Annotated in this window: 24 protein-coding genes and 2 pseudogenes; 18 read left to right on the top strand and 8 right to left on the bottom strand. The window is 71.8% G+C overall.

All coding sequences use genetic code 11. From position 1 onward, the window contains the following. Positions 1-69 precede the first annotated feature (69 nt). Together SY2F82_RS25190 and SY2F82_RS25185 are read left to right on the top strand one after the other, a co-directional pair. Positions 70-1,671, top strand: coding sequence for an MFS transporter (locus SY2F82_RS25190; RefSeq protein ID WP_200421442.1), 1,602 nt, complete (start codon positions 70-72; stop codon positions 1,669-1,671). A 148-nt stretch (positions 1,672-1,819) separates the two neighbouring features. Beyond that, complete coding sequence (locus SY2F82_RS25185) at positions 1,820-3,010, top strand: acyl-CoA dehydrogenase family protein (protein ID WP_200421441.1); 1,191 nt, start codon at positions 1,820-1,822, stop codon at positions 3,008-3,010. Positions 3,011-3,052: 42 nt separating this feature from the next. On the opposite strand, the gene SY2F82_RS25180 is transcribed toward SY2F82_RS25185, so the two are convergent. Continuing rightward, on the bottom strand, positions 3,053-3,490 hold the full coding sequence (locus SY2F82_RS25180) for a cell division protein SepF (RefSeq protein WP_103840725.1): 438 nt from the start codon (positions 3,488-3,490) through the stop codon (positions 3,053-3,055). A gap of 287 nt (positions 3,491-3,777) precedes the next feature. Between SY2F82_RS25180 and SY2F82_RS39080 the strand changes: the two are divergent. Together SY2F82_RS39080 and SY2F82_RS25175 are read left to right on the top strand one after the other, a co-directional pair. Beyond that, positions 3,778-4,108: pseudogene (locus tag SY2F82_RS39080) on the top strand (hypothetical protein); the annotation flags it as partial. Between the two features lie 188 nt (positions 4,109-4,296). After that, complete coding sequence (locus SY2F82_RS25175; protein ID WP_200421440.1) at positions 4,297-5,583, top strand: nitrate- and nitrite sensing domain-containing protein; 1,287 nt, start codon at positions 4,297-4,299, stop codon at positions 5,581-5,583. On the opposite strand, the gene SY2F82_RS25170 is transcribed toward SY2F82_RS25175, so the two are convergent. Then, a complete protein-coding gene (locus SY2F82_RS25170) occupies positions 5,543-6,499 on the bottom strand; it encodes an ABC transporter substrate-binding protein (RefSeq protein WP_200421439.1) in 957 nt (318 codons plus the stop codon). The genes SY2F82_RS25175 and SY2F82_RS25170 overlap by 41 nt on opposite strands. A gap of 418 nt (positions 6,500-6,917) precedes the next feature. On the opposite strand from SY2F82_RS25170, the gene SY2F82_RS25165 reads away from it, so the two are divergent. The 9 genes and pseudogenes from SY2F82_RS25165 to SY2F82_RS25125 all read left to right on the top strand — a co-directional run bounded on the left by SY2F82_RS25165 (position 6,918) and on the right by SY2F82_RS25125 (position 18,622). Then, complete coding sequence (locus SY2F82_RS25165; RefSeq protein ID WP_200421438.1) at positions 6,918-7,766, top strand: amino acid ABC transporter permease; 849 nt, start codon at positions 6,918-6,920, stop codon at positions 7,764-7,766. Further along, complete coding sequence (locus tag SY2F82_RS25160) at positions 7,763-9,520, top strand: FAD/NAD(P)-binding domain-containing protein (RefSeq protein WP_200421437.1); 1,758 nt, start codon at positions 7,763-7,765, stop codon at positions 9,518-9,520. The genes SY2F82_RS25165 and SY2F82_RS25160 overlap by 4 nt, the downstream gene beginning before the upstream one ends. A gap of 33 nt (positions 9,521-9,553) precedes the next feature. Continuing rightward, on the top strand, positions 9,554-10,501 hold the full coding sequence (locus tag SY2F82_RS25155; protein ID WP_200421436.1) for an LLM class flavin-dependent oxidoreductase: 948 nt from the start codon (positions 9,554-9,556) through the stop codon (positions 10,499-10,501). Between the two features lie 139 nt (positions 10,502-10,640). Then, complete coding sequence (locus SY2F82_RS25150) at positions 10,641-11,423, top strand: DUF1684 domain-containing protein (protein ID WP_200421435.1); 783 nt, start codon at positions 10,641-10,643, stop codon at positions 11,421-11,423. 228 nt (positions 11,424-11,651) lie between these two features. After that, complete coding sequence (locus SY2F82_RS25145; protein ID WP_200421434.1) at positions 11,652-12,557, top strand: S1 family peptidase; 906 nt, start codon at positions 11,652-11,654, stop codon at positions 12,555-12,557. Between the two features lie 173 nt (positions 12,558-12,730). Beyond that, positions 12,731-13,621 (top strand): annotated as a pseudogene (locus SY2F82_RS25140) (slipin family protein). Positions 13,622-13,809: 188 nt separating this feature from the next. Continuing rightward, a complete protein-coding gene (locus SY2F82_RS25135; protein WP_200421433.1) occupies positions 13,810-13,980 on the top strand; it encodes a hypothetical protein in 171 nt (56 codons plus the stop codon). 239 nt (positions 13,981-14,219) lie between these two features. Further along, the gene (locus SY2F82_RS25130; protein ID WP_200421432.1) at positions 14,220-17,651 is read left to right on the top strand and encodes a DNA polymerase III subunit alpha; all 3,432 of its coding nucleotides are present in this window, start codon (positions 14,220-14,222) and stop codon (positions 17,649-17,651) included. Then, entirely contained in the window at positions 17,648-18,622 is a 975-nt protein-coding gene (locus SY2F82_RS25125) for a hypothetical protein (protein WP_200421431.1), read from the top strand. The genes SY2F82_RS25130 and SY2F82_RS25125 overlap by 4 nt, the downstream gene beginning before the upstream one ends. A 5-nt stretch (positions 18,623-18,627) precedes the next feature. On the opposite strand, the gene SY2F82_RS25120 is transcribed toward SY2F82_RS25125, so the two are convergent. Continuing rightward, on the bottom strand, positions 18,628-19,002 hold the full coding sequence (locus SY2F82_RS25120) for a cupin domain-containing protein (RefSeq protein WP_200421511.1): 375 nt from the start codon (positions 19,000-19,002) through the stop codon (positions 18,628-18,630). A 100-nt stretch (positions 19,003-19,102) separates the two neighbouring features. Here SY2F82_RS25120 and SY2F82_RS25115 point away from each other — a divergent pair, with 100 nt between their 5' ends. The 3 genes from SY2F82_RS25115 to SY2F82_RS25105 all read left to right on the top strand — a co-directional run bounded on the left by SY2F82_RS25115 (position 19,103) and on the right by SY2F82_RS25105 (position 21,247). Then, positions 19,103-19,549 carry a MarR family winged helix-turn-helix transcriptional regulator gene (locus tag SY2F82_RS25115; RefSeq protein WP_200421430.1) on the top strand — a complete coding sequence of 149 codons (447 nt, stop codon included), beginning with the start codon at positions 19,103-19,105 and terminating at the stop codon, positions 19,547-19,549. Positions 19,550-19,741: 192 nt separating this feature from the next. Then, a complete protein-coding gene (locus SY2F82_RS25110) occupies positions 19,742-20,599 on the top strand; it encodes a triacylglycerol lipase (RefSeq protein ID WP_200421429.1) in 858 nt (285 codons plus the stop codon). Between the two features lie 174 nt (positions 20,600-20,773). After that, complete coding sequence (locus SY2F82_RS25105) at positions 20,774-21,247, top strand: GNAT family N-acetyltransferase (RefSeq protein WP_236041771.1); 474 nt, start codon at positions 20,774-20,776, stop codon at positions 21,245-21,247. Between the two features lie 70 nt (positions 21,248-21,317). On the opposite strand, the gene SY2F82_RS39545 is transcribed toward SY2F82_RS25105, so the two are convergent. Next, positions 21,318-21,452, bottom strand: a complete 135-nt coding sequence (locus tag SY2F82_RS39545; RefSeq protein WP_263229127.1) for a hypothetical protein — start codon at positions 21,450-21,452, stop codon at positions 21,318-21,320. 172 nt (positions 21,453-21,624) lie between these two features. On the opposite strand from SY2F82_RS39545, the gene SY2F82_RS25100 reads away from it, so the two are divergent. Beyond that, complete coding sequence (locus tag SY2F82_RS25100; RefSeq protein ID WP_200421509.1) at positions 21,625-22,251, top strand: bifunctional 2-polyprenyl-6-hydroxyphenol methylase/3-demethylubiquinol 3-O-methyltransferase UbiG; 627 nt, start codon at positions 21,625-21,627, stop codon at positions 22,249-22,251. Between the two features lie 77 nt (positions 22,252-22,328). On the opposite strand, the gene SY2F82_RS25095 is transcribed toward SY2F82_RS25100, so the two are convergent. Further along, positions 22,329-22,829 carry a DUF402 domain-containing protein gene (locus tag SY2F82_RS25095; RefSeq protein WP_200421428.1) on the bottom strand — a complete coding sequence of 167 codons (501 nt, stop codon included), beginning with the start codon at positions 22,827-22,829 and terminating at the stop codon, positions 22,329-22,331. Beyond that, positions 22,810-23,739, bottom strand: coding sequence for a GNAT family N-acetyltransferase (locus tag SY2F82_RS25090; RefSeq protein WP_200421427.1), 930 nt, complete (start codon positions 23,737-23,739; stop codon positions 22,810-22,812). Before SY2F82_RS25090 ends, SY2F82_RS25095 begins: the two co-directional genes overlap by 20 nt. Positions 23,740-23,810: 71 nt before the next feature. Between SY2F82_RS25090 and SY2F82_RS25085 the strand changes: the two genes are divergently transcribed. Then, positions 23,811-24,179 (top strand): GntR family transcriptional regulator, encoded by a 369-nt coding sequence (locus SY2F82_RS25085; RefSeq protein WP_200421426.1) that lies wholly within the window; start codon positions 23,811-23,813, stop codon positions 24,177-24,179. Positions 24,180-24,345: 166 nt separating this feature from the next. Here the strand turns inward: SY2F82_RS25085 and SY2F82_RS25080 are convergent, their stop codons facing one another. Beyond that, entirely contained in the window at positions 24,346-25,134 is a 789-nt protein-coding gene (locus SY2F82_RS25080) for a DUF72 domain-containing protein (RefSeq protein WP_200421425.1), read from the bottom strand. Between the two features lie 82 nt (positions 25,135-25,216). Beyond that, positions 25,217-26,311, bottom strand: a complete 1,095-nt coding sequence (locus SY2F82_RS25075; RefSeq protein WP_200421424.1) for a DUF5925 domain-containing protein — start codon at positions 26,309-26,311, stop codon at positions 25,217-25,219. Between the last annotated feature and the right edge of the window lie 112 nt (positions 26,312-26,423).

The following is a 26,423-nucleotide window of genomic DNA, read 5'->3' as shown; positions in this document are numbered from 1 at the left end:
GCCGCTACCGCGGGGACGTCCCCACCTCGTGGATCCGCCGAAGCGAGGGACCATCTGGGAGGTACGTACATGTCCGGGACGACCACGGCCGCCGCTCGGCTGCGCCGTAGGACGGCCGGGGCCGGTGCCAACCGCTGGGTCGTGCTCGTCGTCCTCTGCGTGAGCCTGCTGCTCGTCGCCCTCGACGCGACCGTGCTGCACGTGGCGATGCCCGCCGTCACCGAGGACCTCAAGCCCGGCGCGATAGAACTGCTCTGGATCGTCGACACCTACCCGCTCGTCTGTGCCTCGCTGCTGATCCTGTTCGGCACGCTGGGCGACCGGGTCGGCCGCAGACGCGTCCTGCTGCTCGGCTACGGAATCTTCGGCGTCGCCTCCGGTGTCGCCGCCCTCGCCCAGGACGCCCAGGTGCTGATCACGGCGCGGGCGCTGCTCGGTGTGGGCGGCGCGATGATCATGCCGGCGACGCTGTCCATCCTGCGCCAGGTGTTCCCCGACCGGCGCGAGCGGGCGCTGGCGATCGGCATCTGGAGCGCGGTGGCCGCCGTGGGGGCGGCGGTCGGTCCGCTGCTCGGCGGCTTCCTGCTCGAGCACTTCTGGTGGGGTTCGGTCTTCCTGATCAACATCCCGCTGATGCTGGTCAGTCTGCCGGTCGGACGGCTGCTGCTGCCCGAGTCGAGGGGGGAGCGGGACGGCCCGTGGGACGTGGTCGGTGCGCTCATGGCGGCGGGCGGTCTCTTCGGGCTGGTGCTCGGAGTGAAGCGGCTCGGCGGCGGTGAGCCGCCGATCGCCCCGGCCACACTGCTGCCGCTGCTCGTGGGCGCGGCCCTGCTGGTGGGCTTCGTACGGCGGCAGCGACGCCGCGCACACCCCCTGGTGGACCTGAGGATGTTCGCGCGTCCGGCGTTCAGCACATCGGTGGGGTGCATCGTGCTGGCGATGCTCGCGCTGGTCGGTCTGGAGCTGATAGCGGCGCAGTACCTGCAACTGGTGCTGCGTCTCTCGCCGCTCCAGACGGGCCTCAGGCTGCTGCCGCTGACGTTCGCGGCGATGGCGGCGGGCCTGGTCGGCTCCCACCTGCTGCACCGGTTCGGTCCGCGCCGGATGGTCGCCGTCGGCTTCTGCCTCACGGCCGCGGCGGTGCTCCTGCTGACGGCGATGGGCGGCGAGGACGACCCGGCACTGCTGCTGTCCGGTTTCGTCCTGCTGGGCTTCGGGCTGGAGACCACGCTGTTCGCGGCGTACGAGTCGATGCTGAGCGAGGCGCCGCAGGAGCAGTCCGGTGGCGCGGCGGCGATCGGCGAGACGTCGTACCAGCTGGGCGCGGGCATCGGCATCGCGCTGCTGGGCAGCGTGATGAACGCGGCGTACGCGCCCGGGCTGTCCTCGGTGCCCGGAGTCCCGGCGGAGGCGTCCCGGGCGGCGGGGCACTCGCTGGGGGAGGCGTACGAGGTGGCGGACCGGCTGGGCGGTGCGCGGGGCGCCGCACTGCGCCATGCCGCACGGGACGCCTTCGTGCACGGCCTGCATGTGACGCTGCTGGTGAGCGCGGGGCTGTTGCTCCTGGGGGCCCTGATGGCAGTGAGGCTGCCGCGGGTGATGCACTGCGAGGCCCCGCCGGCGGCGGTGCCGACATCGCGCGAGGCCGCCGACACGCGCGTCTCGGCCTAGCCGGCGGCCCCGCCCCCAGTCCTCGGGCAACGAGTCGCCCGGGTGGGCCCGGCCCGGTACTGGACGGGGAGCGCACCCGCGCCGTAGCGTCGGCCCCGTCCAACCCTGGCTAGCGCTGTTAGTTTTCAGTGTCACGGAGGCTGCCCGTATGACCGCGTCCTCGACGTTGCCGCCCTTCGACCCGGCCGACCCGCTGGGGATCGACGACCTGCTGGACGCCGAGGACCGCGCCATCCGCGACACCGTACGGAGCTGGGCGGCGGACCGCGTGCTGCCCCACGTCGCCGAGTGGTACGAGCAGGGCGAGCTGCCCGGCATCCGCGAGCTCGCCCGTGAGCTGGGCGGCATCGGCGCCCTCGGCATGTCGCTCAGCGGCTACGGCTGCGCGGGCGCCAGCGCCGTGCAGTACGGGCTCGCCTGCCTGGAACTCGAGGCCGCGGACTCCGGCATCCGGTCCCTGGTCTCCGTGCAGGGCTCCCTCGCCATGTACGCCATCCACCGCTACGGCAGCGAGGAGCAGAAGCAGCAGTGGCTGCCGCGCATGGCCGCCGGTGAGGTCATCGGCTGCTTCGGGCTCACCGAACCCGACCATGGCTCCGACCCGGCCTCGATGCGGACGTACGCCAAGCGCGACGGCTCCGACTGGGTCCTGAGCGGCCGCAAGATGTGGATCACCAACGGCTCCGTCGCCGGGGTCGCCGTCGTCTGGGCGCGCACCGACGACGGCATCCGCGGGTTCGTCGTCCCCACCGACAGCCCGGGCTTCTCCGCCCCGGAGATCAAGCACAAGTGGTCCCTGCGCGCCTCCGTCACCAGCGAGCTGGTCCTGGACGACGTACGGCTGCCCGCCGACGCCGTACTCCCCGGTGTCGCAGGACTCAAGGGACCGCTCAGCTGTCTCTCCCACGCCCGCTACGGGATCGTGTGGGGTGCCATGGGGGCCGCCCGGTCGTGCTTCGAGGCCGCCGTGGAGTACGCGAAGAGCAGGGAGCAGTTCGGCAGGCCCATCGGGGGATTCCAGCTCACCCAGGCCAAACTCGCCGACATGGCGGTCGAACTGCACAAGGGGATTCTGCTCGCCCACCATCTGGGGCGGCGCATGGACGCGGGACGGCTGCGGCCCGAACAGGTCAGCTTCGGCAAGCTCAACAACGTCCGCGAGGCCATCGAGATCTGCCGCACCGCGCGCACGATCCTCGGCGCCAACGGGATCTCCCTCGAGTACCCCGTGATGCGGCACGCCACCAACCTGGAGTCGGTGCTCACCTACGAGGGCACCGTCGAAATGCACCAGCTCGTGCTGGGCAAGGCGCTCACCGGACTCGACGCCTTCCGCTGACCCGGAACCCGGGAGCGGGCAGGGCCGGTGAGCGGCCCTGCCTCAGCTCTGGTTGAAGAAGCCGTCGCCCTGCCGGCTCGCGGTGTCGCCGCTGACGATCTCCGTGTTCGCCGGGGTCAGCAGGAAGACCCGGCTGGAGACACGGTCGATCGAGCCGCGCAGGCCGAAGATCAGCCCGGCCGCGAAGTCGACCACGCGCTTGGCGTCGCCGGGCTCCATGTTGGTGAGGTTCATGATGACCGGGACCCCGTCCCGGAACAGCTCGCCGATGGCCCGGGCGTCCCGGAAGCTGTCCGGGGTGACCGTGCCGATCCGGCGGCCCTTCTCCTCCGCCGTGTCGGAGGCGACCTTGACGCGCGGGTCGGTCACCCAGGCGTCGCCGTGCTCCTGGTCCTCGGCGTAGTCGTCGTCGTAGTAACGCTCGTCATCGTTGTCGTCGACGAGGCCGAGCCAGGCACTCGCCTTGCGCACCGATCCCATGGACGCCTCCTCTCACAGCGGTCTTTTTCATGCCTTCCGCAACCCCATGGTCGTCCATGATGCGGATGTGGCGCCAAGGGGATAGACGCCGCGCGGGGGTTTCGTGACGGTACTGGTGCACAGCGGATCCGTCGAGAGGCCGTGTGCCCCAAGAGTTCGGGCTCAGACACCTGCTGACTATGAGTGAAATACGATGTGTCGCGGCGTCCGGGTGACGGTGGGTGCGTACGGGTGAACGAGTGGGCGGACAATCTGCCGCAGCTCGACATCGTACGAGCCACGGGGGAGTGTCGGGTTCGGAATGGCCCGGCCCTGTCGTCACCAATTACGACGGCCTGCTGATCCAGGTTCTGACGCAGGCTCAGGCCGAGCGGGCCGCCGGGTGGCGGCGCACCGCCGGTCCCTGCCCTTTCCCAAGCTCTTGACGAGCAGGGCAGCCCCCCAATCGCGGGATGCGCACCGCGTCCGTCGCGCGGGGCGAGGGGGCACGGATCGCGGCCGCCGTGTCGCTGGTCCTCGCCTCCGCCAAGGTGCGCGACCACATGGCCGACGGGGACGGACCGTTGGCGCGCGCCGGTGGCGTTCGCCGCGCGCCGGATGGCCGCGAACTGGGGCAGGCGACGGATGTGACTGTGACTGTGACTGTGACTGTGGCTGCGACTGCTGACGTCCCCTGCCGGAAAGATGTCCCCCACGTAAAACAAGCACATGATCTGGTGACCGGTGCGCCATGGTGATCGTTGGCCGGGGGCAGAACGATTTTCTGCCCCTCCGACCATTCGTCCTCCATATAAGGCACTTCATCAGTGGACGTCACACCCCCCACCACCCGCGCCAGGCTGCTGAGGTTCCTCGTCCTCGCCCTCGCCGTCCTGCTCGCCCTGCTCGGCGCGGCCGCCGCCCAGCAGATCGCCGAACATCGCGTCGCGGCCGACACCGCCGACCACGCCAGGCTCGAGATCGCCCTTCAAGGGCTCGTCCACGAGCTGCAGAAGGAACGCGGGCTGACCACCGGATACGTCGGCGGCGTACGGCAGTTCGGTGCGAAGTTGCCCGCGCAGCGCAGAGCCACCGACACCGCACGCGCCCGGCTGGAACGAGAGCTGCGGGGCCGTGACGATGCTGCCGCCGCCTCCGTGCGCGCGTCCCTGGGACGGCTCGACGGGCTCACCGCGATCCGCCGGCACGCCGACGACGGCACCGGCGCCTTCCAGGAGACCTTCGCCTCCTTCAGCACCGGCATCACCGTCCTCGACCGGCTCGAGCTCGGCCTCGACAACGTGTACGACGCCCGGCTCCGCGCCGCCTGCCGGGCGCTCGACATCCTCGGCGAAGCCAAGGAGTCCGCCGACGAGGAGCGCGCCGTCGTCCTGGGCTCGGTACGCGCCGGACGGTTCCGCGGCGACGACTACAACCGCTTCCTGCAACTCCGCGCGGCCAGGCTCGCGGCCCTGGAGAGCTTTCCGCGCTCGGCCACCGCGGCCCAGCGGCGGCGCCTCGACTCCGCGCTCGGCACGCCGGAGTCCGAACGCGCCCTCGCTTACGAGAGCGTCGCCGTGCACGCGAACGGCCGCCTCGCCACGGCCGCCATTCCCCCGATGGCCTGGTGGGAGTCCATGACCGCCGCCGACGACGGACTGCGCGCGGTGCAGATCTCGCTCGGCACGGACGTGGAGGAGCGCGCCGCCGCACTCCAGAGCGCCGCCCAGCGCGATCTGCTGCTGTTCGTGCTGTTCGCGTTCGGCACCGTCGCCGCGCTCGGCCACCTCGCCCTCGACTGCGTCCGATCCGTCTCGACCCCGCTCGCCGTCCTGGCCCAGCAGGCACTGGAGGTGGCCGCCACCCGGCTGCCGCGCGCCGTCGCCGCCGGGCGGCGCGGTACTTGGGGCGAGCACCCCGGTCCGCCCGCACCGCTCGCGGTGCCCGGCCGGGCCGGGGCCGAGGTGCTCCACGTCGCCGAGGCGTTCGACCGTGTGCAGCGCGTCGCCTTCGACCTCGCCACCGAGCGGGTGCTGCCGCGCCCCGCGCCCCTTGGTGAGGGGGTGGAACCCGTCAGTTCTTCAGCTCCGGAGGTGAGATCCGCGACGTGCTGATCGCCGAGTCCGTCGTCCCCCACTTCTTCAGGATCGTCTCGTACGTTCCGTCGGCGATCAGATGGTTCACCGCGGCCTGGAACGCCGCTGCCAGCTTCGTGCCCTTCTTGAAGGCGAAGCCGACGTCGAGGCGGTGGTACTCGTTCAGGAACTTCAGCCCCGGCTGCTGAGCGACCGCGTACCGCAGGCCGTTGATCGTCGACATCACCACATCGCTGCGGCCCTGCTGAAGGGACGACCACAGTGCACCCGACTCGCTGTACGTCTGCACGCCGTACGCCTTCTTGCCCGCGTCCGTGCAGACGTGCTTGTTCTTCTCCAGGGTCGCCTCGAAGGTCGTGCCCGCGCCGGTCGCCACGTTCAGCCCGCACAGCTGCTTCAGCTCGGTGATCTTCGTGAGGCCGCTGTCCTTGCGGGCGGCGAAGCCCTGGCCGTCGTTGATGTACGTGACGAAGTCGATCGTCTTGCGCCGCTCGTCGGTGACACCGAAGTTGCTCGCACCGAAGTCGTACTTGCCGCTGCCGAGCGCCGGCAGGATCGCCTCGAAGCTAGCCGGTTCGAGCTTCAGTCTGATCCCGAGCGTCTTGGCGACGGCGTCGGAGAAGTCGATGTCCTGCCCGACGAGTGTCTTGCCGTCGTCCAGATAACTGGTGCCCGGCAACTGGCCGGAGACGGCGACCCCGACGGTGAGGTCGTGCACGCCCGCCGGCAGCAGCCTGGCGGCGGGCTCGTACGCCTTGACGGCCGACACGACGTCCGTGGCCGGGATCTTCCCGGTCTCGGCCGCGGCCCGGGCATCGGTACCGCCCGAGCCCGACCCGTCGCCGGAACCGCACGCGGTGAGCGACAGAGCTGCCGAGACAGCAAGGGCAAAGGGCGTGAAAAGCCTCTTGTTTGTACGTGTCGACGTACGCATGGGTCAGCGGTCTCCTGGGAGCGGAAGTGACAGCGCGCGAGGGAACGCGAAGGAGGGAAGGCGCGTGTGAAGGCGTGGAAAGCGCGTGGGCGAACGCGAAAGAAGCCCTGCGGATCAGGGCGTACAGGGCGTCAGGGCGTGCAGGGCGTCAGCTCAACAGGAACAGGACCACACACGACCGAAGTCGATGTGGGAGCGGGTGACCAGCCGCTGCTGTGGGCGCATGCGTCAAGTGGAACAAACATCCGTTTCCCCGTCAACCGACCTGAGACGCATGGCTCACAGTGCGGACGGCCTTGACAGTGCGGGGAAACGGCCACGTACGCTCAGGGCACGGCCCTGCTGAGGGGCTCGGCCGTACAGCGCCTGTGTGAAGGCACCCACCCGTGTTCGACTCGACGTATCACGGAGCCTTCGCATGTCCTCCGAGACCCTCGCCAAACCGGCCGCAGCTGCCGAAGAAGCCGCACCTCCGCGTCTCGTCCCCCGGCGCCACCTCGGTCAGTGGGCCGCGGCCCTCGTGGTCCTGGTCCTGCTCGTTTTCGCCCTCTCCTCCATCGTGCGCAACGAGGCGTTCCAGTGGGACGTCGTCGGCGCCTACTTCACCTCCACCGCCGTCCTGCGCGGCCTCTGGCTGACCCTCTGGCTGACCGCGGTCGTCATGGGGCTCGGCTTCGCCCTGGGCACCCTGCTCGCCGCGGCCCGGCTGTCCGCCAACCCGGTGCTGAAGAGCGTCAGTTGGGGCTACGTCTGGCTGTTCCGCTCGGTGCCGATCCTGGTGCAGCTGCTGTTCTGGTTCAACATCGGCGCCCTGTACCCGCACATCCTCGGCGTGAAGACCGTGAACCTGTTCGGCCCGGTCACCGTCGCCGTCGTCGGCCTGACGCTGCACGAGGCCGCGTACGCCGCCGAGGTGGTGCGCGGCGGCATCCTCTCCGTCGACCGGGGCCAGATCGAGGCCGCCCAGGCGCTCGGCCTGAGCCGGTGGCAGCGCTGGTGGCGGATCGTGCTCCCGCAGGCGATGCGGTCCATCGTGCCGCCGGCCGCGAACATGCTGATCGGCACCCTCAAGGGCACGTCCATCGTCAGCGTCATCGCCGTCCAGGACCTGCTCTACTCGGCGCAGCTCATCTACCACCGCACCTACCAGGTCATCCCGCTGCTGATGGTGGCCACGCTCTGGTACGTCATCGTCACCTCGGTGCTCAGCGTGGGCCAGTACTACGTGGAGAAGCACTACGCGCGCGGTGCGGAGCGCACACGATGAGCGGTGAGCGACCTTCGCTGGTGATCGTGGGGGCCGGACCGCGGGGAACCGGTTTCCTGGAGCGGATCGCCGCCAACGCCCCCGCCCTCTACGCCGGTTCCGAGCTCGACGTGCACCTGGTGGACCCTTATCCGCCCGGCGGCGGACGCATCTGGCGCCAGGCGCAGTCGCCGCTGCTGTGGATGAACTCGCACGCCGAGGACGTCACCATGTTCACCGACGAGACGGTGACCATGGCGGGCCCGGTGCGCGAGGGCCCCACCCTGCACGAGTGGGCGGGCGTCGGCGGGCGTCTGTTCGCCGACCGGCAGCGGCAGGGTGCGTACCTGCGCTGGGTCTACGAGCAGACGGTCGCCGCCCTGCCGCCCGGTATCCGCGTCCACCACCACCCCCGCCTCGCCGTCCGGGTCGACGGCCCGCGCGAGGGCCGGCAGCGGGTCTGGCTGGAGGGACGGGCCGAGCCGCTGACCGCCGACCTCGTGGTTCTCACGCTCGGCCACCTCGACGCCGAACTCGACGACGAACAGCGCGCTTTTGCGTCGTACGCCCGCACGCACGGCCTCGTCCATCTGCCACCCGACTTCACGGCCGACAGCGACCTGTCACCGTTGAAGGCGGGCGAGCCGGTCCTCGTCCGCGGCTTCGGGCTCGCCTTCGTCGACCTCATGGTGCTGCTCACCGAGGGACGCGGCGGACGGTACGCGGGGGACGCGTACGTGCCTTCGGGACGCGAACCGGTCCTGTACGTCGGCTCGCGGCGCGGCGTGCCCTACCACTCCAAGATCGGATATGACTGGACGGGGGAGAGGCCGCCGCTGCCCCGGTTCTTCGGGCCCGCCGAGGTCGACGCGCTGCTCGCGCGCCCCGAGGGCTTCGACTTCCGGCGCGACGTGTGGCCGTCGGTCGAGAAGGAACTGGGCTTCGCCCACTACCACCGGCTGTTCACCGCCCACCCCGAGCGCACCACGGTCGCCTGGAGGGACTTCGAGGAGAAGTACGCCGTGGCGGACGCGGCCTCGCTGCCCGCGCTGGTGTCCGCCGCCGTCCCCGACCCCGCCGACCGCCTCGACCTGCGCGCCCTCGACCGTCCGCTGGACGGGGTGCGCCACGCCTCCTTCGACGGCCTCCAGGACGGTCTGCGCCGCTACATCGAGGCCGACCTGGCCCGGCGCCACGACCCCGCCCGCAGTCCGGACCTGGCGGTCTTCCTCGGGCTGCTCTCCGTCTACGGGCAGCTGGTGCGGCTCGGCGACATCGGACCCTGGTGGCACGGCTTCTTCAGCTACCTGGCCTCCGGTCCGCCCGGGCCACGACTGCGGCAGATGCTCGCTTTGTCACGCGCGGGCGTGCTGAAGTTCCTCGGCGCGGACATGACCGTCACCGCCGAGGACGGCGTCTTCCGGGCGTCGAGCGGCACCGTGCCCGGCGCGTTCGTCGAGGCCCGCGCGCTGGTCGAGGCGCGGCTGCCGCACCCCACGGTCGAGCGCACCCGCGACCGGCTGCTGCGGGAGCTGCACGCGGACGGCGCGGCCGCCACCGCCGAGGGACTGCTCGCCGTGGACCCCGCCGACGGGCGCGTCCTGGACCGCTCCGGCCGCCCGCATCCCCGGCGCTTCGCGCTCGGCCCGCACACCGACGCCCGGGGTTCCGGCGCGTTCACCCGGCCCCGCACGGGCGGGCCCGCGTTCCGGCAGAACGACGCGGCGGCACGGGCGGCTCTCACCGTCCTGCGCGGCCCGTCCACGGCGCCGTGACGCCCCATCAGCCACAGAAGGGTTTCACTCGAGATGACCTCATCGCACGGCCGGGGGCTGTTGCACCTGGCCGCCGCCGTCGACCAGCGGGAGGCCCGTGATGTCGACCGCCATGTCGAGGCGGTACGGCTCGCGGAGCGCGGCGCGCTCGACTTCGTCACGCTCGGCGACCACTCCGTCCGGCCCGGCCCCCACGGTTCCGGGGCTCCGGGCCCCGATGCGCTCGCCGTGCTGCACCACGCCGCGCCCGCAACCCGCCGTATCGGCCTGGTGCCCGGCACGTCCGCGGAGCCGTCCCGTGTCCGGGCGGCCCTTGAGACCCTCGACCGGGTCAGCGGCGGCCGGGCGGGCTGGTACCTCGACCTGCCGGCGGCCGAGGGAGAGACCCGGCTCTCGGAGGGGTGGGAGGGCCCCGGGTCGCCGCAGGGCCACCCGGTCCGCGTCGTCGACGCCACCGACGCGGGCACCCGTACGATCGCCGCCCGCCACGCCGACGTGGCACTCGCCCGCGTCACGAGCCCCGCGCAGGCCGCCGCCGTACGCGACGAACTGCGGGTCGCGGCACGCGAGTCCGGCCGCGAACCGGACGCCCTGCGCCTCCTGGCGAGCCTCGTCGTCGACCTCGGCGACGGCGAACACGCGGCCGAACGCGGATGGGGGTCCCCCGTGTTCGAACCAAGCCGAGAACTCGGGGGAGGCGGGGGCGGCCCCCGGCAGACCGCGCACGGCCCCTTCTACCGCGGCGGCCCCGTCGACCTGGCCGAGCTGATCGCCCACTGGCACACGGCCGGTGCCGTCGACGGCTTCCATCTCAGGCCCGCCGAGCCGCGCCGTGACCTGGAGCGGCTCGTCAACGGCACGGTCGCGCTGCTCCAGCACCGCGGCTTGTTCCGCACCTTCTATCCGGGCAGCACCCTCAGGGAGCACCTGGGTCTGCCCCGGTCCGCCTTCCGGTACGTCGTGACAGGGGGAACGTCATGACGGCGCGCTGTGTGCGACGTTCGCCCGAGGGGCGGGTTCCTCCGATCGGGCGCCGCCGATGGGTTCTTCCTCGTACCGCATCCCACCACGCTGCGCCCGCACCCCGGGCGCAGGTGTCCCATATGGAAGGGTTGACCACATGACGACGGACGCATCCGACGAGTGGAAGCAGTGGCACGAGCACCGCACCGCGCAGGTGTCGGAGCCGTACGGGCCGCTCGCGTTGACCGGTACCTACTGGCTGGAGGATTATCCGGACGGTCAAATTCCGGACATTCCCGGGCGGTGGGCGGACGACGGTGACGCGGTGGCGCTGACGGCCGGCGAGGCCGACGGACTGACGGTCGACGGGCGGCCCTTCACCGGTGAGGTCCGCCTGGACGCCGACGCCGGACCGGTGGGCGCTGCCCGCGTCGCGGCCGGCGAACGCCGCCTGGTCGTCCTCGCCCGCGAGGGCGTGTGGGGCGTGCGCGACTACGACCCGGCCGCCCCGGCACGCCGGGACTTCCGGGGCATCGACGCCACGCCCTACGACCCGCGCTGGTCCGTCGAGGGGCACTTCACCCCGTACGGGGAGAGCCGCACCGTACGCGTCGAGAACGCCGACGGACGTCACCGCGGGCTCGGCCTCGGCGGAGTGCTCGCCTTCACCCTCGACGGACAGGACCTGACCCTCCAGGTGTCGGTGGAGGGCGACGGTTCGCTGTGGGCCGTGTTCGCCGACGCCACCAGCGGGGACACCAGTTTCCGCTTCCGGTTCCTGCGGCCGTCCGCACCCGACGCCGAGGGGCGCACGACCGTGGACTTCAACCGCGCGCTGCTCCCGCCCTGTGCCTTCGCGGACCACTTCATCTGCCCCTTCCCGCCGCCGGGCAACACGCTGGGCGTCGCGATCGAGGCGGGAGAACGCGCCCTGCTGTAGACACGAGCCGTCACAGGGTCGCTGTCAATCCCTTGGAGCCCCAGAGAGGTTGAAGACTGCACGGCCGAAAGGCGCCCTTGCGTCCTTCGGTCAGGCGGCCGAATACTCCCCCTCAGCGCTTGTCAGGGGCACGGCGTGTCCGGAATCCGGATGGCACGGCCCCCGGCTGCGACTCACGGGCCCCATCCCCCACGTGGGCCCCCGACTTCCCTTGGAGGGGAACGACAAGTGAGGATCAAGCGCACCAACCCCACGAGCGGCCTCGCGAGACGGACCCGGCTGATCGCCGTGGCCACCGGACTCCTGGCCGCGGCCGCGTTCACGGTCCCCAGCGCGAACGCGAGCAACGCACCGACCTTCAGTGCGAACCAACTCACCAGGGCGAGCGACTCGGTGCTCAAGGCCGATGTCCCGGGCACCGCCTGGGCCGTCGACCCGAAGACGAACCGCGTCGTCGTCACCGTCGACAGCACGGTCTCGAACGCCGAGATCGCGAAGATCAAGCAGGAGGCCGGTGGCAACGCCGGCGCCCTCACGATCAAGCACACCCCGGGCCGGTTCAACAAGCTGATCTCCGGCGGCGACGCCATCTATGCGAGTAGCTGGCGCTGCTCGCTCGGCTTCAACGTGCAGGACAACAGCGGGAACTACTACTTCCTGACCGCCGGTCACTGCACCGACGGCGCGGGAACCTGGTGGTCGAACTCGTCGCACTCCACCACGCTCGGCACCACGGCCGGCTCCAGCTTCCCCGGCAACGACTACGGCATCGTGCGCTACACCAACAGCTCGGTGACCAAGTCGGGCACCGTGGGCAGCGTGGACATCACGAGCGCGGCCACGCCCTCCGTCGGCACCACCGTCTACCGCCGCGGCTCCACCACCGGCATCCACAGCGGCCGCGTCACCGCGCTCAACGCGACGGTCAACTACGGCAACGGTGACGTCGTCTACGGCCTCATCCAGACCACGGTGTGCGCCGAGCCCGGCGACTCCGGCGGCCCGCTCTACTCCAACAGCGGCATCGCCTACGGTCTGACCTCCGGTGGCAGCGGCGACTGCACCTCCGGCGGCACGACCTTCTTCCAGCCGGTCACCGAGGCCCTGAGCGCCTACGGCGTCCACGTCTACTGACGCCGAGGACCTCCACGCCGGCACACCCGCACGGCTGACCTGCATCCGGCAGCAGGCGAGCCCCCGCACGCAACCCGCGTGCGGGGGCTCGCCCTTGCCGCGTCCCGGGTCTACCGTCGAGGCAGGCACCGAGCACGCACCTGATGCGCCCACTTCGGACCCTGGGGGCCGGCATGGTCGAGGAGCTGGTGGCGGCGGGGGCGGCGCTCGCGTCCGCCGGGGCCGTCTACGCGATGGCGGCGGTCCGGGTCGTCAAGCAGTACGAGCGGGGGGTGGTGTTCCGCCTCGGGCGGCTCAGGCCCGAGGTGCGGGGACCCGGGCTGACGCTGGTCGTGCCGCTCGTCGACCGGATCCGCCGGGTCAACATGCAGATCGTGACGATGCCGGTGCCCGCGCAGGAGGGCATCACCCGGGACAACGTCACGGTCCGGGTGGACGCCGTGGTGTACTTCCGGGTGACCTCCCCGGCCGACGCGATCGTCCGGGTCGAGGACTAGCGGTTCGCCGTCTCGCAGATGGCGCAGACCTCGCTCAGGTCCATCATCGGCAAGAGCGAGCTGGACGACCTGCTCTCCAACCGGGAGAAGCTCAACCAGGGGCTGGAGTTGATGATCGACAGCCCCGCCGTGGAGTGGGGCGTCACCATCGACCGCGTCGACATCAAGGACGTGTCCCTGCCGGAGACCATGAAACGGTCCATGGCCCGGCAGGCCGAGGCCGACCGCGAGCGGCGGGCCCGCGTCATCAATGCCGACGCGGAACTCCAGGCGTCGAAGAAGCTGGCGGAGGCGGCCCAGCAGATGGCCGAGACGCCCGCCGCGCTGCAACTGCGGCTGCTGCAGACGGTGGTGGCGGTGGCCGCCGAGAAGAACTCGACGCTGGTCCTGCCCTTCCCGGTGGAGCTGCTGCGGTTCCTGGAGCGGGCGCAGCAGCCGGTGGCGGCGGTGCCGCAGCAGGCTCCTGCGGTACCGGAGGCGGTCGAGTCATCGATGCAGGAGCAACTCCCGCCCCCGGTCACCGGCTTGAACCAGAAGCCCCAGGGGGCGAAATCCAGCCAGGACTAGACCTCGTTGTCCGCATGGGGACAACCCTGCGGTGCAGGGCATCGGTCAGGCGTGCGCCGACGCATACGTCGGCGGAGAGCCGCCGTGCGGCGTCGGCCCTGTCATCGCGCAGGGCTTCCACCGGTGAGCCGTGAGCCCTACGATCACCTCTCTCGGATCACTGGGGAGTGATCCGGCAAGGGGGGACGATGGATTTCCTGATCGGCATGGTCCTGATCGTGTTCGGCGCACCGCTTGTCGGGATCGTCGGCCGATGGATCGAGGGCGCCGGCCGCGAGGGCCTGGGCAGGACCATCTCCGTCGGCGGGTACCTGGGGGTGCTCGGCGTCGCGGCGTGGCTGATCATCGGGAGTTTCTGAGCCGCGTTCACGCCGTTGTGGGGGTGGGGGTCTCTGTCCCCGTGTGCCCGCGATTCGTGGGCGGGTGACCGTATGTCCGCAAGTTTGCGCGTGGGGGTATTTTGTCCATGTCTGTACATGAATGCCTGCCCGCAAGCTTGTCGTACGGCAGTTCGAAAATTGGTCTATGGTGGTGCTGAGGGGGATGGGAACGAACGTTCGAGAGTCGTGTGGGTGGCTCACGGGTACGGGAGGTGCGTGTGCCGGGTTTCACGCATCTGCACACCGCCTCCGGGTTTTCCCTGCGGTACGGCGCCTCGCACCCCGAGCGGCTGGCGGAGCGCGCCGGTGAGCTGGGCATGGACGCCCTCGCGCTCACCGACCGGGACACCCTCGCGGGCGCGGTCCGGTTCGCACGGGCCTGCGCGACGGCAGGGATCCGGCCGCTGTTCGGGGCGGAGCTGGCGGTGGCGGAGTACGAGCCCGTACGACGCGAGAGGCGCCGTGCCCCCGTGCGCGGCGGTGCCTTCATCGACGAATCCACACCCCGCGCGGTCTTCCTCGCCCGGGACGGCGCCCGCGGCTGGGCCGACCTGTGCCGCCTGGTCTCCGCCGCCCATACGCAGGAGGGCACCCCGCTGCTGCCCTGGGCCGACAACCACGCCGACGGCCTGACCGTCCTGCTCGGCCCCGACTCCGACGTGGGCCGCGCCCTCGCCGCCGGACGCCCGGACCGCGCGGCGAAGCTGCTCGCACCCTGGCGCGAGGTCTACGGCGACGCCCTGCGTCTGGAGGCCGTCTGGCACGGCCGCTCCGGCACCGGCCCCGGCTCCCTGCGCCTGGCCGCCCGCACCGTCGGCTTCGCCGCCGAACAGCGCGTCCGGCCCGTGCTCAGCAACGCCGTCCGGTACGCCGACCCCGGCCTCGGCCCGGTCGCCGACGTCCTCGACGCCGCCCGCCGTCTGGTCCCCGTCGACCCCACCAAGGAGCTGGACTCCGGCGAGGCCTGGCTCAAGGACGCGGGCGCCATGTTCGAGATCGCCGAGCGGGTGGTGGAGGCGGCCGGCTTCCGCCGCGACACCGCCCACCGCCTGCTGGAGCAGACCCGGGCCACGGCCGCCGAGTGCCTGGTCGACCCCGAGGACGACCTCGGCATCGGCACCGTCCACTTCCCCGAACCGCATCTCGTCGGCGCCGGCCGTCGCACCGCCCAGCGTGCCCTGGCCTCCCGGGCGGCGGCGGGCATGGTGCTGCGCGGCTACGCCGGCCGCCGCGACTACTGGGAGCGGTTGCACGAGGAACTGGACATCATCGCCCACCACGGCTTCGCCTCCTACTTCCTCACCGTCACCCAGGTCGTGGACGACGTGCGGAAGATGGGCATCCGGGTCGCCGCGCGCGGTTCCGGCGCGGGCTCCCTCGTCAACCACCTCCTCGGTATCGCGCACGCCGACCCCATCGAGCACGGGCTGCTGATGGAGCGCTTCCTGTCCAAGCGGCGCGTCGCCCTGCCCGACATCGACATCGACGTGGAGTCCGCGCGCCGCCTCGAGGTCTACCGGGCGATCATCGGCCGGTTCGGCACCGAGCGGGTCGCCACGGTCGCGATGCCGGAGACGTACCGCGTGCGGCACGCCATCCGCGATGTCGGCGCCGCCCTGTCCATGGACCCGGCCGAGATCGACCGCATCGCCAAGTCCTTTCCGCACATCCGCGCCCGCGACGCCCGCGCGGCGCTGGAGGAGCTGCCCGAGCTGAAGCGGCTGGCGGGGGAGAAGGAGCGGTACGGCCCGCTGTGGGAGCTGGTCGAGGCGCTCGACGCCCTCCCGCGCGGGGTCGCCATGCACCCGTGCGGGGTCCTGCTCTCCGACGCCTCCCTCCTGTCCCGTACGCCGGTCATGCCGACCAGCGGCGAGGGCTTCCCCATGTCGCAGTTCGACAAGGACGACGTGGAGGAGCTGGGGCTGCTCAAGCTCGATGTGCTCGGGGTGCGGATGCAGTCCGCGATGGCGCACGCGGTCGCGGAGGTGAAGCGGACCTCCGGCAGGCGGATCGACCTGGACTCCCTCGCGCCGGGCGACCCGGCGACGTACCGGCTCATCCGCTCCGCCGAGACCCTGGGTTGCTTCCAGATCGAGTCGCCGGGCCAGCGGGACCTGGTCGGGCGGCTCCAGCCGGCCGGCTTCCACGACCTGGTCGTCGACATCTCCCTGTTCCGGCCGGGGCCGGTCGCGGCCGACATGGTGCGGCCGTTCATCGAGGCGCGGCACGGGCGGGCGCCCATCCGCTATCCGCACCCCGACCTGGAGGAACCGCTGAAGGAGACGTACGGCGTCGTCGTCTTCCACGAGCAGATCATCCACATCGTCGACATCATGACCGGCTGCGGGCGGGGCGAGGCGGACCAGGTGCGGCGGGGGCTGTCCGACCCTCAGGCGCAGGGGCGGATCCGGGTGTGGTTCGCGCAGCGGGCGGCGGCGAACGGATACGACGCGGAAACGATCCAGCGGACCTGGGAGATCGTCGAGGCCTTCGGCTCCTACGGCTTCTGCAAGGCGCACGCGGTCGCCTTCGCCGTACCGACGTACCAGTCCGCGTGGCTGAAGGCCCATCACCCGGCCGCCTTCTACGCGGGGCTGCTCACCCACGACCCCGGCATGTACCCGAAGCGGCTGCTGCTGGCGGACGCGCGGCGCCGGGGTGTGCCGATCCTGCCGTTGGACGTGAACAAGTCGGGCGCCGCACACCGTATCGAACTGGTGTCTGAATCGCCTGATTCCGGCGGGCGTTGGGGCCTCCGCCTCGCCCTCTCCGACGTGCACGGCATCAGCGAGGCCGAGGCCAAGCGGATCGAGGCCGGGCAGCCGTACGCCTCCCTCCTCGACTTCTGGGAGCGGGCCCGGCCGAGCCGCCCCCTCGCCCAGCGGCTCGCGCAGGTCGGCGCGTTGGACGCGTTCGGCGCCAACCGCCGCGATCTGCAACTGCACCTGGCCGAGCTGCACCGGGGCTCCCGGGGTGCGGGCGGCGGCCAGCTCCCCCTGGCGGGCGGACGCAGGACCGCCCCGGCCGGGCTGCCCGACCTCACCGCTCAGGAGCGGCTCAGCGCCGAGCTGGGCGTGCTGTCCATGGACGCCTCGCGCAACCTGATGGACGACTACCGCACGTTCCTCGACGAGCTGGGCGTGATCTCGGCACGCCGGTTGCGTGACGCACGGCACGGCGAGACGGTGCTGGTCGCGGGCGCCAAGGCGGCCACCCAGACCCCGCCGATCCGCTCCGGAAAGCGGGTCATCTTCACCACGCTCGACGACGGCACGGGCCTGGTCGACCTCGCCTTCTTCGACGACTCCCACGACACCTGCGCCCACACCGTCTTCCACTCCTGGCTGCTGCTGGTGCGCGGAGTGGTGCAGCGGCGCGGACCGCGCAGCCTCAGCGTGGTCGGCTCGGCCGCCTGGAACCTCGCCGAGCTGGTCGAACTGCGCGCCGAGGGCGGCCTCGACGTGGTGGCGGAACGGCTGGCGGAGCCCGCGGCGCACCGGCCGGACGGCGAGGGGGACGCGGCGAGGGGCCGGCGCATCCGGATGCCCACGGGGTACGAGATGAACCCCTGGGCCGACATGCGTCCCGCGGGCGAGGGCCCGGCGGGCGGAAGGAAGTTGTGGCACCAGAGTCCGGGGAGTGCGGGATGACCATCCTCTGCGTACGTTTCCAGCTGCCCGAGCTGTACGAGGCGGCCCTGCCGGGGCTGCTCGGGCTCCTCGAGGAGTTCACGCCCGTCGTCGAGGCGCTGCCGCCCGACGCCGCGCTCGCCGACCTCGGGGGAGCGGAGCGGTACTTCGGACGGGACGCCGTCGAACTGGCCAGGCTGATCCGCGTACGGGCCCTCGCACACCACGGGGTCGACTGCGCGATCGGCGCCGGGCCGGGGCCGATGCTGGCCCGCATGGCCCTCGGGGAGGCGGCGCCCGGGCAGATCCGGGTGGTGCCCGACGACCCGGACGCCATCACGGAGTTCCTGGCCGACCGCCCGGTGCGGGCGCTGCCCGGGGTCGGCGGCGCGACCGCCCGCACCCTGTGCGAGTACGGTCTCGACACCATCGGCAGGCTCGCCGCCGCGCCCCTGTCGACGGTGCAGCGGCTCGTCGGCGCCCGGGCCGGCCGCGAACTGCACGAGAAGGCACACGGCATCGACCGCGGCCGGGTCGTGCCCAACGCCGTCACCCGCTCCCTCGCCACCGAACGCACCTTCCAGCGCGACGAACTGGACCCGGACCGGCACCGCCGCGCCCTGCTGTCCGCCACCGAGGAACTGGGCGCCCGGCTGCGCGCCGTGGAGCGGGTGTGCGGCAGGCTGACCCTCACCGTGCGCTACGCCGACCGCTCCGCGACCACCCGCACCCGCACCCTCGCCGAGCCGACCGCACACTCCGCGGCCCTCACCGCCGAGGCGTACCGCATGTACGAGGCGCTCGGCCTGCAACGCGCCCGCGTCCGTGCGATCGCCCTGCGCACCGAGGACCTGAGCTCCGCCGAACACGCGGCCCACCAGCTCACCTTCGACCCGGTGGACGAGAAGGTCCGCCGCGTCGAGGAGGTCGCGGACCGCGCGCGGGCGAAGTTCGGGCCCCGGGCGGTGATGCGGGGATCACTGGCCGCGTAGATCGCTCAACTCGCCCACGGAGGTGTGATACGCGTGCCGTCCGCGAGCACCGCCTCCAGACCGATGGAGGTGGTGACCCAGGAGACGGCGACCTCGTCCGTGGGGTTCTCCACACCGACGGTCACGCCGGGGTTGATGATCACCGTGTCGCCCGCGGTGATCCGCTCGGCCTGACCGTCAAGCGTGATCAGCAGCTCCCCGCTGAGCAGATGGAAGATCTCCTCCCGGTTCACGGTGTGGAGGGGAGCGCGGGTCCCGGCGGGGATCTCGCCGCGCCAGGCGCACAGTTCCTTGCTCCCGCTCAGGGAAGTGGCATGCGAGACGAAGCGGGCGCCGTGCATCTCGTGGGTGACGGCTTGGGAGGAGCGGACGACGGGCATGGGTGCCTCCAGGCGTACCTTGGTCAAGTTACTTGACTATCTGTACCGCCCATATGGTCAACCGGCTTGACCGTCAAGTCAAGGGTGTTTCAATGCTTCCGTGCAGAACTCCGAGGCCATGGCCCTGTCCGCCGCCCTGCTCGCCGTCGCGGGCGAGCTGACGCAACGCATCCATGACGGCGTCACGGCGCGCGGCTTCGACGGGCTGCGCCCGGCGCACGGTTTCGCGTTCGCGCGACTCGCGCCGGACGGAGCGACCGTCACCGAGCTGGCCGCCCATCTCGGGGTGACCAAGCAGGCGGCCAGTCAGCTCGTCGAGGAGATCGTGCGCAAGGGGTACGCCGAGCGGCGGCCGCACCCCGAGGACGCGCGGGCGCGGCTGATCGTGCTGACCGAGCGCGGGTGGGCCTGTACGCGGGCCGCCGAGGAGGCCGCGGCGGAGGCCGTGCGGCCATGGGTGGAACTGCTCGGGGAGCGTGAAATCCGGTCCTTGCAGCGCCAGTTGCTGCGTATCGCGCCCTATGGGCCGATCAAACCCGTCTGGTGACGAGTCGCCGCATACGTTCAGGGCATTACCAGGAATCGCCGCCGCGGTCAGTTGTCACTGGAAGTTTTTACTGACGCGTAACTTCACTTGTCACCTACTCGTTCGTAACTTGACGAGTGAACAGCATCCCGTGATCCGGATCACAGGGCGCAAGGTCATCGCTTCTCCCCTGAGCCGCAAGGAGATCACCCGATGCTGCCCTGGAAACGCCTGATCAGACCGCTTGCCGCGCTGGCACTGACCGCCGCGGTCGCCTTCGTCCCCGCCGCCACCGCCGAGGCCGCCGCCCCCAGCACCGGCTGGAACGACTACTCCTGCAAGCCGTCCGCCGCCCACCCCCGCCCGGTCGTCCTCGTCCACGGGACCTTCGCGAACTCGGTCGACAACTGGCTGGCCTTCGCCCCCTACCTGGAGGACCGCGGCTACTGCGTCTTCTCCCTCGACTACGGCCAACTCTCAGGCGTCCCGCTCTTCCACGGCCTCGGACCCATCGACCAGTCCGCGCAGCAACTGTCCGTCTTCGTCGACAAGGTGCTCGCCGCGACCGGCGCCGCCAAGGTCGACGTCGTCGGCCACTCCCAGGGCGGCATGATGCCCCGCTACTACCTCAAGTTCCTCGGCGGCGCCGCCAAGGTGAACACCCTCGTCGGCATCGCGCCCGACAACCACGGCACCACCCTGGACGGACTCACCAACCTGCTGCCGTACTTCCCCGGCGCCCAGGACCTTCTCTCCGCGGCCACGCCCGGGCTCGCCGACCAGGTCGCCGGGTCCGCCTTCCTCACCAAGCTCAACGCGGGAGGCGACACCGTGGCCGGCGTCCATTACACGGTCATCGCCACCAAGTACGACGAGGTGGTCACGCCGTACCGCTCCCAGTTCCTGAGCGGATCCGACGTCCACAACGTGCTGTTGCAGGACCTGTGCGGGGTGGACCTCTCGGAGCACGTGATGATCGGGCTGTCCGACCGGATCGCCTTCCACGAGGCGGCCAACGCCCTCGACCCGGCCCACGCCACCGCCACCACCTGCGCGTCGGTGTTCAGCTGAAGCGCCGCCGGGGCCTGTCCGGCCTGAGCCGCCGGACAGGTCCCGGAGTGAGGGGCGAACAGCAAGCTAGCCGCAGGAAGCCGTGAAACCGCCTGTTCGGGGCGGGTGGTGGAGATCCTTATGGTCCCGTTAAGGGGGTGCTGAGCCAGCGATCAGGTAAGTACCGTTCGGCCCATGACAGATGCCATGGAAGACGCCGGTACGACCGAGGGGATCAGGCCGGCCCTCACCGCCGACGTACCGGCCGTACGGGCCGTGACGGAGGCCGCGTACCACCACTACATCGCGCGCATCGGAGTGGTGCCCAAGCCCATGGAGGCGGACCACGCGGACGACGTGGCCGCGGGGCGGGTGTTCGTGACGGGACAGCCCGTGAACGGCCTTGTGGTGGTGGAGGCGTTCGAGGACCATCTCTTCCTCGACAGCATCGCCGTGCACCCCGGCGCCCAGGGCCGGGGCGTGGGGCGCCGGTTGCTCGCCTTCGTGGACGCACACGCGCGTGCGCTCGGCCTGCCCGAGGTCAGGCTCTATACGAACGCGCTGATGTGGGAGAACCAGACGATCTACCCGAAGTACGGATACGAGGTCGTGGAGCGCCGTGTCGACGGGCCGTACGACCGCGTCCACTACCGCAAGCGGCTGGACTGAGGGGCATCAGCCTCTGGTCGGGCAGAACGGATGCCCGGCCGCGGTGCGTGATGGTCGGAGGCGCCCCGGGTCAGCCGTCCGGCCACCAGACGCGGGCGATGTCCTTGCGGACCTCCGGGCGCTCCGTGGGGCGCTCGTCGGCTTCCTCGCGCGTCCGGCGGGAGTCGGTCCTCTTCAGGGGCTTGTGCACGGTCACTCGGCGCATGGCTGCCTCCTTGTGCCTACCGGGTTCCGCGTTCGCGCGGAGGTAGACCCTTTCGGCGAGGGTTCCTCATCGGTCGAGGTATGTCTGTGGCGGCTGTCACGATTCGACTGTCAGTGGCGGCTGTCACCCTGGCGTCATGAACCGGGACATCAACACGGACATGACCAGGAACATGGCCAGGAACAGCGGAGCCCAAACCTCCGCGGGCACCGGACCCGGCGTGGACTGGGACGCCGAGGCCGCCACCTTCGACGCCGAACCGGACCACGGACTGCGCGACCCCGCCGTGCGCGAGGCGTGGGCCGCCCGGCTGGGTACGTGGCTGCCGCGGCGGGCCGGCGACGTCCTGGACCTCGGCTGCGGCACCGGCAGCCTGGCACTGCTCGCCGCCGAGCAGGGGCACCGCGTGACAGGGGTCGACCTGTCGCCGGCCATGGTCGCGCGTGCCCGCGCCAAGCTCGCCGGCCGCGACGCGGTGTTCCTCGTCGGCGACGCGGCGACGCCGCCGGTCGGCGAACAGCTCTTCGACGCCGTCCTCGTCCGCCATGTGCTGTGGACCCTGCCCGACCCCGGCCGCGTACTGCGCCACTGGCGGGGACTGCTGCGCCCGGCAGGCCGCCTGGTACTGGTGGAGGGCGTGTGGGGGACGGTGAGCCCGGTCGGCATACCCGCCGACCGCCTGACCGCTCTCCTCGCGCCTCTCGCCCGGGACGTACGTCTCGAGCGGCTGTCGGACGACGCCCGGCTGTGGGGGAGGGAGGTGGACGACGAGCGGTATGCGGTGGTGGCGGTCGTCTGACGGGCGGTATGCGGTGGTGGCGGTCGTCTGACGGGCGGCTCGGTGCGGGCGGCCCGATGCGGGTCAGCGCATGCGGGTCAGTGCAGCAGAGCCTCGAAGTTTCCCTCCCCGGCCAGGAGTTCGAGCTCGTCCAGGGCGCTCACGGCGGCCGCCGCGGCCTCCGGGTCCCTGCTCGCCAGGCCGCTCGCCGCGAACTCGTCCTCGTCCAGGCGCAGCACGGCCGTGCCGTCCGCCGAGCGCCACAGGTCCAGGTCGAGGTCCTCCACGACGACTTCGGAGCCCGAGACCGTGGCGGGGCGGGTGATGTCGCAGTACCAGCCCTTGAGCGTGCCCTGCGCGTCCCTGACCTCCTTCACCGCGTACCACCGGTCGCGCCAGTAGTACTCGGTGAAGACGTCACCGGGCTCGAACCGTACGAAGCCGAAGTCGCGGACGCCGTCGCCCGCCCAGGGAGCGCGTACGGCGATCCGGTTGCCGTCGTCGGCCACGAGCTCTCCCTTGTAACGGATCTTCGTACGGCCCGCCTTGACCAGGACGACGTCCACCGGAGCCGCCGTCTCAGCCGAGTTCGCGGACATGGCGCACCTCCGTGCCGCAGATCTCGTAGCCGAACCACTTGTTGATCGCGATCATCGGGCCGTTGCCCACGTCGTTGCCCGTGAACGCCTCCGTGTACCCGGCGGCGCGGGCGCGGTGCAGGGAGTGGTTCTTGGCGAGCTTGGCGAGGCCCCGGCCGCGGAAGGCGCGGGCCGTGCCGGTCATCACGGTGCCGTAGCGGGTGCCGCCGTCGGTGCGGGCCGCGCTGAACGCGGCGGGGCGGCCGTCGACCACCGCCACCGACGTCAGCTCGGGGCTGAAGAGGGGGTGGCGCCAGGTCTCCTCGAGCCAGGCCTCGAAGTCCGTGAACTCGTATGCGATGTCGCTCGGCTCGTCGGACATCGTCTCCGCGTCCAGTTCGAACAGGGGGCGAGGGTCGTCCGCGAAGTCCGCGCCGGTGCGCAGCTCGACGCCCGGCGGGGGGTCCTGGAGCGGGGGCAGGGTGCCGTTCGCCAGATCCAGGCGGAGGAAGTGCGCGGAGCGGCTGCTCCTGTAGCCGTGCCGTTCCGCGAAGGCGCGGTTGCCGGGCTCGTCCAGGACCCAGGCGAAGAGCCTGGTGGCGCCCACGGAGGCCAGGTACTCCTCGGCGGCGCGGACGAGGAGCGAGCCGGCGCCGCGGCGGGTGCGTCCGGGATGCACGTAGACGTTGAGGTTGCCCTGGCCGGGCTCCCGGCTCTCATGGGCGAGGTGAACCTGGGCCGTGCCGATGATCTCGCCGTCCTCCTCGGCCACGAGCGGGCGGTAGTGGGCGTCGGGATGCATGTGGGCGGCGTCGTAGGCGATGGACTCCGGGGTGAACAGGATGAAGGGGAGGGCGAGGCGCCGGACCCGGGCGAAGCCCTCGGCGTCGGCTCGTACGTCGGGACGGAGGTCGCGCACGATCACTGTCATGGGGGCGCACGGTATCCGGACCGGGCGCGGGGGTGCCTCTCATTTTCCGGTGGGTGCGGGACAATCGGGCCGTGACCTTGAAGATCCACATCGATGGGAGCGCGCCGCCGTACGAACAGGTGCGGGCGCAGATCTCCGAGCAGGCCCGGGCGGGGGTGCTGCCGGTGGGGTACCGGCTGCCGACCGTCCGGGGGCTGGCCGAGTCCCTCGGCCTCGCGGCGAACACGGTGGCGAAGGCGTACCGGGCGCTGGAGGAGGACGGGGTGATCGAGACGCGGGGGCGCAACGGAACGTTCGTGGCTGCCGCCGGCTCGGCCGCGGAGCGAGAGGCGGCGGCCGCCGCCTCCGCCTACGCCGAAAGGGCGCGGCGGCTGGGGCTGGGCGAGGACGCGGCGTTGGCAGCCGTGCGCGACGCCCTGCGGGCGGCTTACGGGGGTTGACCAGTGCGGTCGGCTGCCTGTCGGGTCCCCCGGCTGGCGGGGGAGGGCTCGGCACCTCCCCCACTGCCTTGACGGCGGGGGTCCCGGTCTCCGCCGTCGTGACTGGTCGCCGTTGCGACGGAAAGGGGGGAGGCACGAGGGGACGCACCGCTGCGGCGGGAGACGGTCACGTCGCCGTACCCGTGGCGGGCGCGGGCAGCTTTCGAGGCGTGCGTGTCACCCGCATGCCCGCCGTGGTCGCCAACCGAGCGAACACCGTCGCGTCCAGGACCGCCGCCGCGTGCGGGTCGTTGTTGAAGTAGGCGTAGACGTCCCCCTCGTCCGGCCACACCGCCCCGATCCGCTGGACCCACGTCGTCAGGGACCGGCGGCCGTAGCGGGGCCACGGGCGGGCCCGCCCCGTGTGGAAGCGGATGTAACCCCAGTCCGTGGTGCGCCACAGCGGGGTGACCGGGCGGGACAGCACGTCGGCCCAGCACAGGGCGGCGCCCCGCGCCTCCAGCACCGCGCGCACCTCGGGTGTCCACCAGGAGTCGTGGCGTGGCTCGACCGCGACCCGGGTGCCGGGCGGGAAACAGGCGAGGCAGTCGTCCAGGAGTGCCGGATCGGCGCGCAGGGTGGGCGGGAGCTGGAGCAGGACCGGGCCCAGGCGGTCGCCGAGTCCGGCCGCGTGGCTCATCAGACGGTGCACCGGCTCCTCGGGCTCCTTGAGCCGCTTGATGTGCGTCAGATAGCGGCTCGCCTTCACCGCCACCACGAAGTCCGCCGGCACCCGTTGCCGCCAGGCCTCGAACGTCTCCCGCGTCGGCAGCCGGTAGAACGCGTTGTTGATCTCGACCGTGGCGAACCGCGTCGCGTACTCCTCCAGCCACAGCCGCATGGGGACGTCCGCCGGGTAGAGGACGTCCCGCCAGTCCCGGTACTGCCACCCCGACGTGCCGACGAACAGGGTCATAAGTCCATCAAAGCACCGGTGGCCGTCGAGGCGCCGGTCGTGGCCCGCTCCAGGGGTGGTGCCCGCTGTGGGGGTCGCGCCCCTACAGGTACAGCCCCGCGCCCGCCACCGCCCGCTGGTCCGGCACCGACGCCGGGGACGTGCCCCGCCGCAGCGCGTACAGCTCCGCCAGCGTCGCCCCCTCGCGGCCCACGCCCTCCTCGCGGCCCAGCCAGCTCACCGCCTCCGTGCGGGTGAGCGGGCCGACCTCGATACGGGCCAGGCAGCGGCCGGGCCGGACGACGGCCGGGTGCAGGCGCTCCAGGTCCTCGTTCGTCGTCACGCCCACCAGCACGTTGCGGCCCTGTCCCAGCAGTCCGTCCGTCAGGTTCAGCAGGCGCGACAGGGCCTGGCCCGCCGTGTGCTTCGCCTCACCGCGGATCAGTTCGTCGCAGTCCTCCAGCAGGAGCAGCCGCCAGCGGCCCTTGCCCGCCGTGTCCTCCTCGCCGATCGCGATGTCCATCAGATAGCCGACGTCGCTGAAGAGCCGCTCCGGGTCCAGGACGCAGTCCACCTGGCACCAGTCCCGCCACGAGCGGGCCAGCGTCCGCAGCGCCGAGGTCTTGCCCGTGCCCGGCGGGCCGTGGAGCAGCAGCAGACGGCCCGCGATGTCCTGAGGGGTCGTCTTCATCAGCCGGTCCATGGCGTCCGCCACCGGCGCCGTGTAGTTCGGGCGCACCTCCTCCCAGGTGCCCGCCGAGATCTGCCGTGTCGTACGGTGCGGGCCGCGCCGCGGCGAGACGTACCAGAACCCCATCGTCACGTTCTCCGGCTGCGGCTCCGGCTCGTCGGCCGCGCCGTCCGTGGCCTCGCCCAGCACCTTCTCCGCCAGCTCGGCGCTGGTCGCGGTCACCGTGACGTCCGCGCCGCGGTTCCAGCGGGACACCAGCAGCGTCCAGCCGTCGCCCTCGGCGAGCGTCGCGCTGCGGTCGTCGTCGCGGGCGACCCGCAGCACCCGGGCGCCCGGCGGCAGGAGTGTGGCCCCGGACCGTACCCGGTCGATGTTCGCGGCGTGGGAGTAGGGCTGCTCGCCCGTCGCGAAGCGGCCGAGGAACAGCGCGTCGACGACGTCGGAGGGGGAGTCGCTGTCGTCGACGTTGAGCCGGACCGGCAGAGCGTCGTATGGGTTCGCAGGCATGCCGCCATGATCCGTCACGGGGCCGCCTGCTGCATCCGCTTTCCGTGGTGCGCCGCATGTGTCGCTTTTGCCTGGTGTATACCCACCGGATCGGCCCCTTCCGGTACGTGCC

It is taken from the genome of Streptomyces sp. Y2F8-2, assembly GCF_014905555.1.
Lineage (GTDB): Bacteria > Actinomycetota > Actinomycetes > Streptomycetales > Streptomycetaceae > Streptomyces > Streptomyces cynarae.
This window is presented reverse-complemented; position numbering and strand designations above follow the sequence as displayed.

Bases quoted from the DNA above. Each gene is read 5' to 3' on its own strand.
- SY2F82_RS25100 (WP_200421509.1), top strand. From the start codon at position 21,625: ATGGCCAGGAACAGCGGAGCCCAAACCTCCGCGGGCACCGGACCCGGC.
- SY2F82_RS25180 (WP_103840725.1), bottom strand. From the start codon at position 3,490: ATGGGATCGGTGCGCAAGGCGAGTGCCTGGCTCGGCCTCGTCGACGAC.
- SY2F82_RS25110 (WP_200421429.1), top strand. From the start codon at position 19,742: ATGCTGCCCTGGAAACGCCTGATCAGACCGCTTGCCGCGCTGGCACTG.
- SY2F82_RS25125 (WP_200421431.1), top strand. From the start codon at position 17,648: ATGACCATCCTCTGCGTACGTTTCCAGCTGCCCGAGCTGTACGAGGCG.
- SY2F82_RS25080 (WP_200421425.1), bottom strand. From the start codon at position 25,134: ATGACCCTGTTCGTCGGCACGTCGGGGTGGCAGTACCGGGACTGGCGG.
- SY2F82_RS25160 (WP_200421437.1), top strand. From the start codon at position 7,763: ATGAGCGGTGAGCGACCTTCGCTGGTGATCGTGGGGGCCGGACCGCGG.
- SY2F82_RS25105 (WP_236041771.1), top strand. From the start codon at position 20,774: ATGACAGATGCCATGGAAGACGCCGGTACGACCGAGGGGATCAGGCCG.
- SY2F82_RS25155 (WP_200421436.1), top strand. From the start codon at position 9,554: ATGACCTCATCGCACGGCCGGGGGCTGTTGCACCTGGCCGCCGCCGTC.
- SY2F82_RS25120 (WP_200421511.1), bottom strand. From the start codon at position 19,002: ATGCCCGTCGTCCGCTCCTCCCAAGCCGTCACCCACGAGATGCACGGC.
- SY2F82_RS25190 (WP_200421442.1), top strand. From the start codon at position 70: ATGTCCGGGACGACCACGGCCGCCGCTCGGCTGCGCCGTAGGACGGCC.
- SY2F82_RS25075 (WP_200421424.1), bottom strand. From the start codon at position 26,311: ATGCCTGCGAACCCATACGACGCTCTGCCGGTCCGGCTCAACGTCGAC.
- SY2F82_RS39545 (WP_263229127.1), bottom strand. From the start codon at position 21,452: ATGCGCCGAGTGACCGTGCACAAGCCCCTGAAGAGGACCGACTCCCGC.
- SY2F82_RS25150 (WP_200421435.1), top strand. From the start codon at position 10,641: ATGACGACGGACGCATCCGACGAGTGGAAGCAGTGGCACGAGCACCGC.
- SY2F82_RS25185 (WP_200421441.1), top strand. From the start codon at position 1,820: ATGACCGCGTCCTCGACGTTGCCGCCCTTCGACCCGGCCGACCCGCTG.
- SY2F82_RS25095 (WP_200421428.1), bottom strand. From the start codon at position 22,829: ATGTCCGCGAACTCGGCTGAGACGGCGGCTCCGGTGGACGTCGTCCTG.
- SY2F82_RS25170 (WP_200421439.1), bottom strand. From the start codon at position 6,499: ATGCGTACGTCGACACGTACAAACAAGAGGCTTTTCACGCCCTTTGCC.
- SY2F82_RS25135 (WP_200421433.1), top strand. From the start codon at position 13,810: ATGGATTTCCTGATCGGCATGGTCCTGATCGTGTTCGGCGCACCGCTT.
- SY2F82_RS25090 (WP_200421427.1), bottom strand. From the start codon at position 23,739: ATGACAGTGATCGTGCGCGACCTCCGTCCCGACGTACGAGCCGACGCC.
- SY2F82_RS25165 (WP_200421438.1), top strand. From the start codon at position 6,918: ATGTCCTCCGAGACCCTCGCCAAACCGGCCGCAGCTGCCGAAGAAGCC.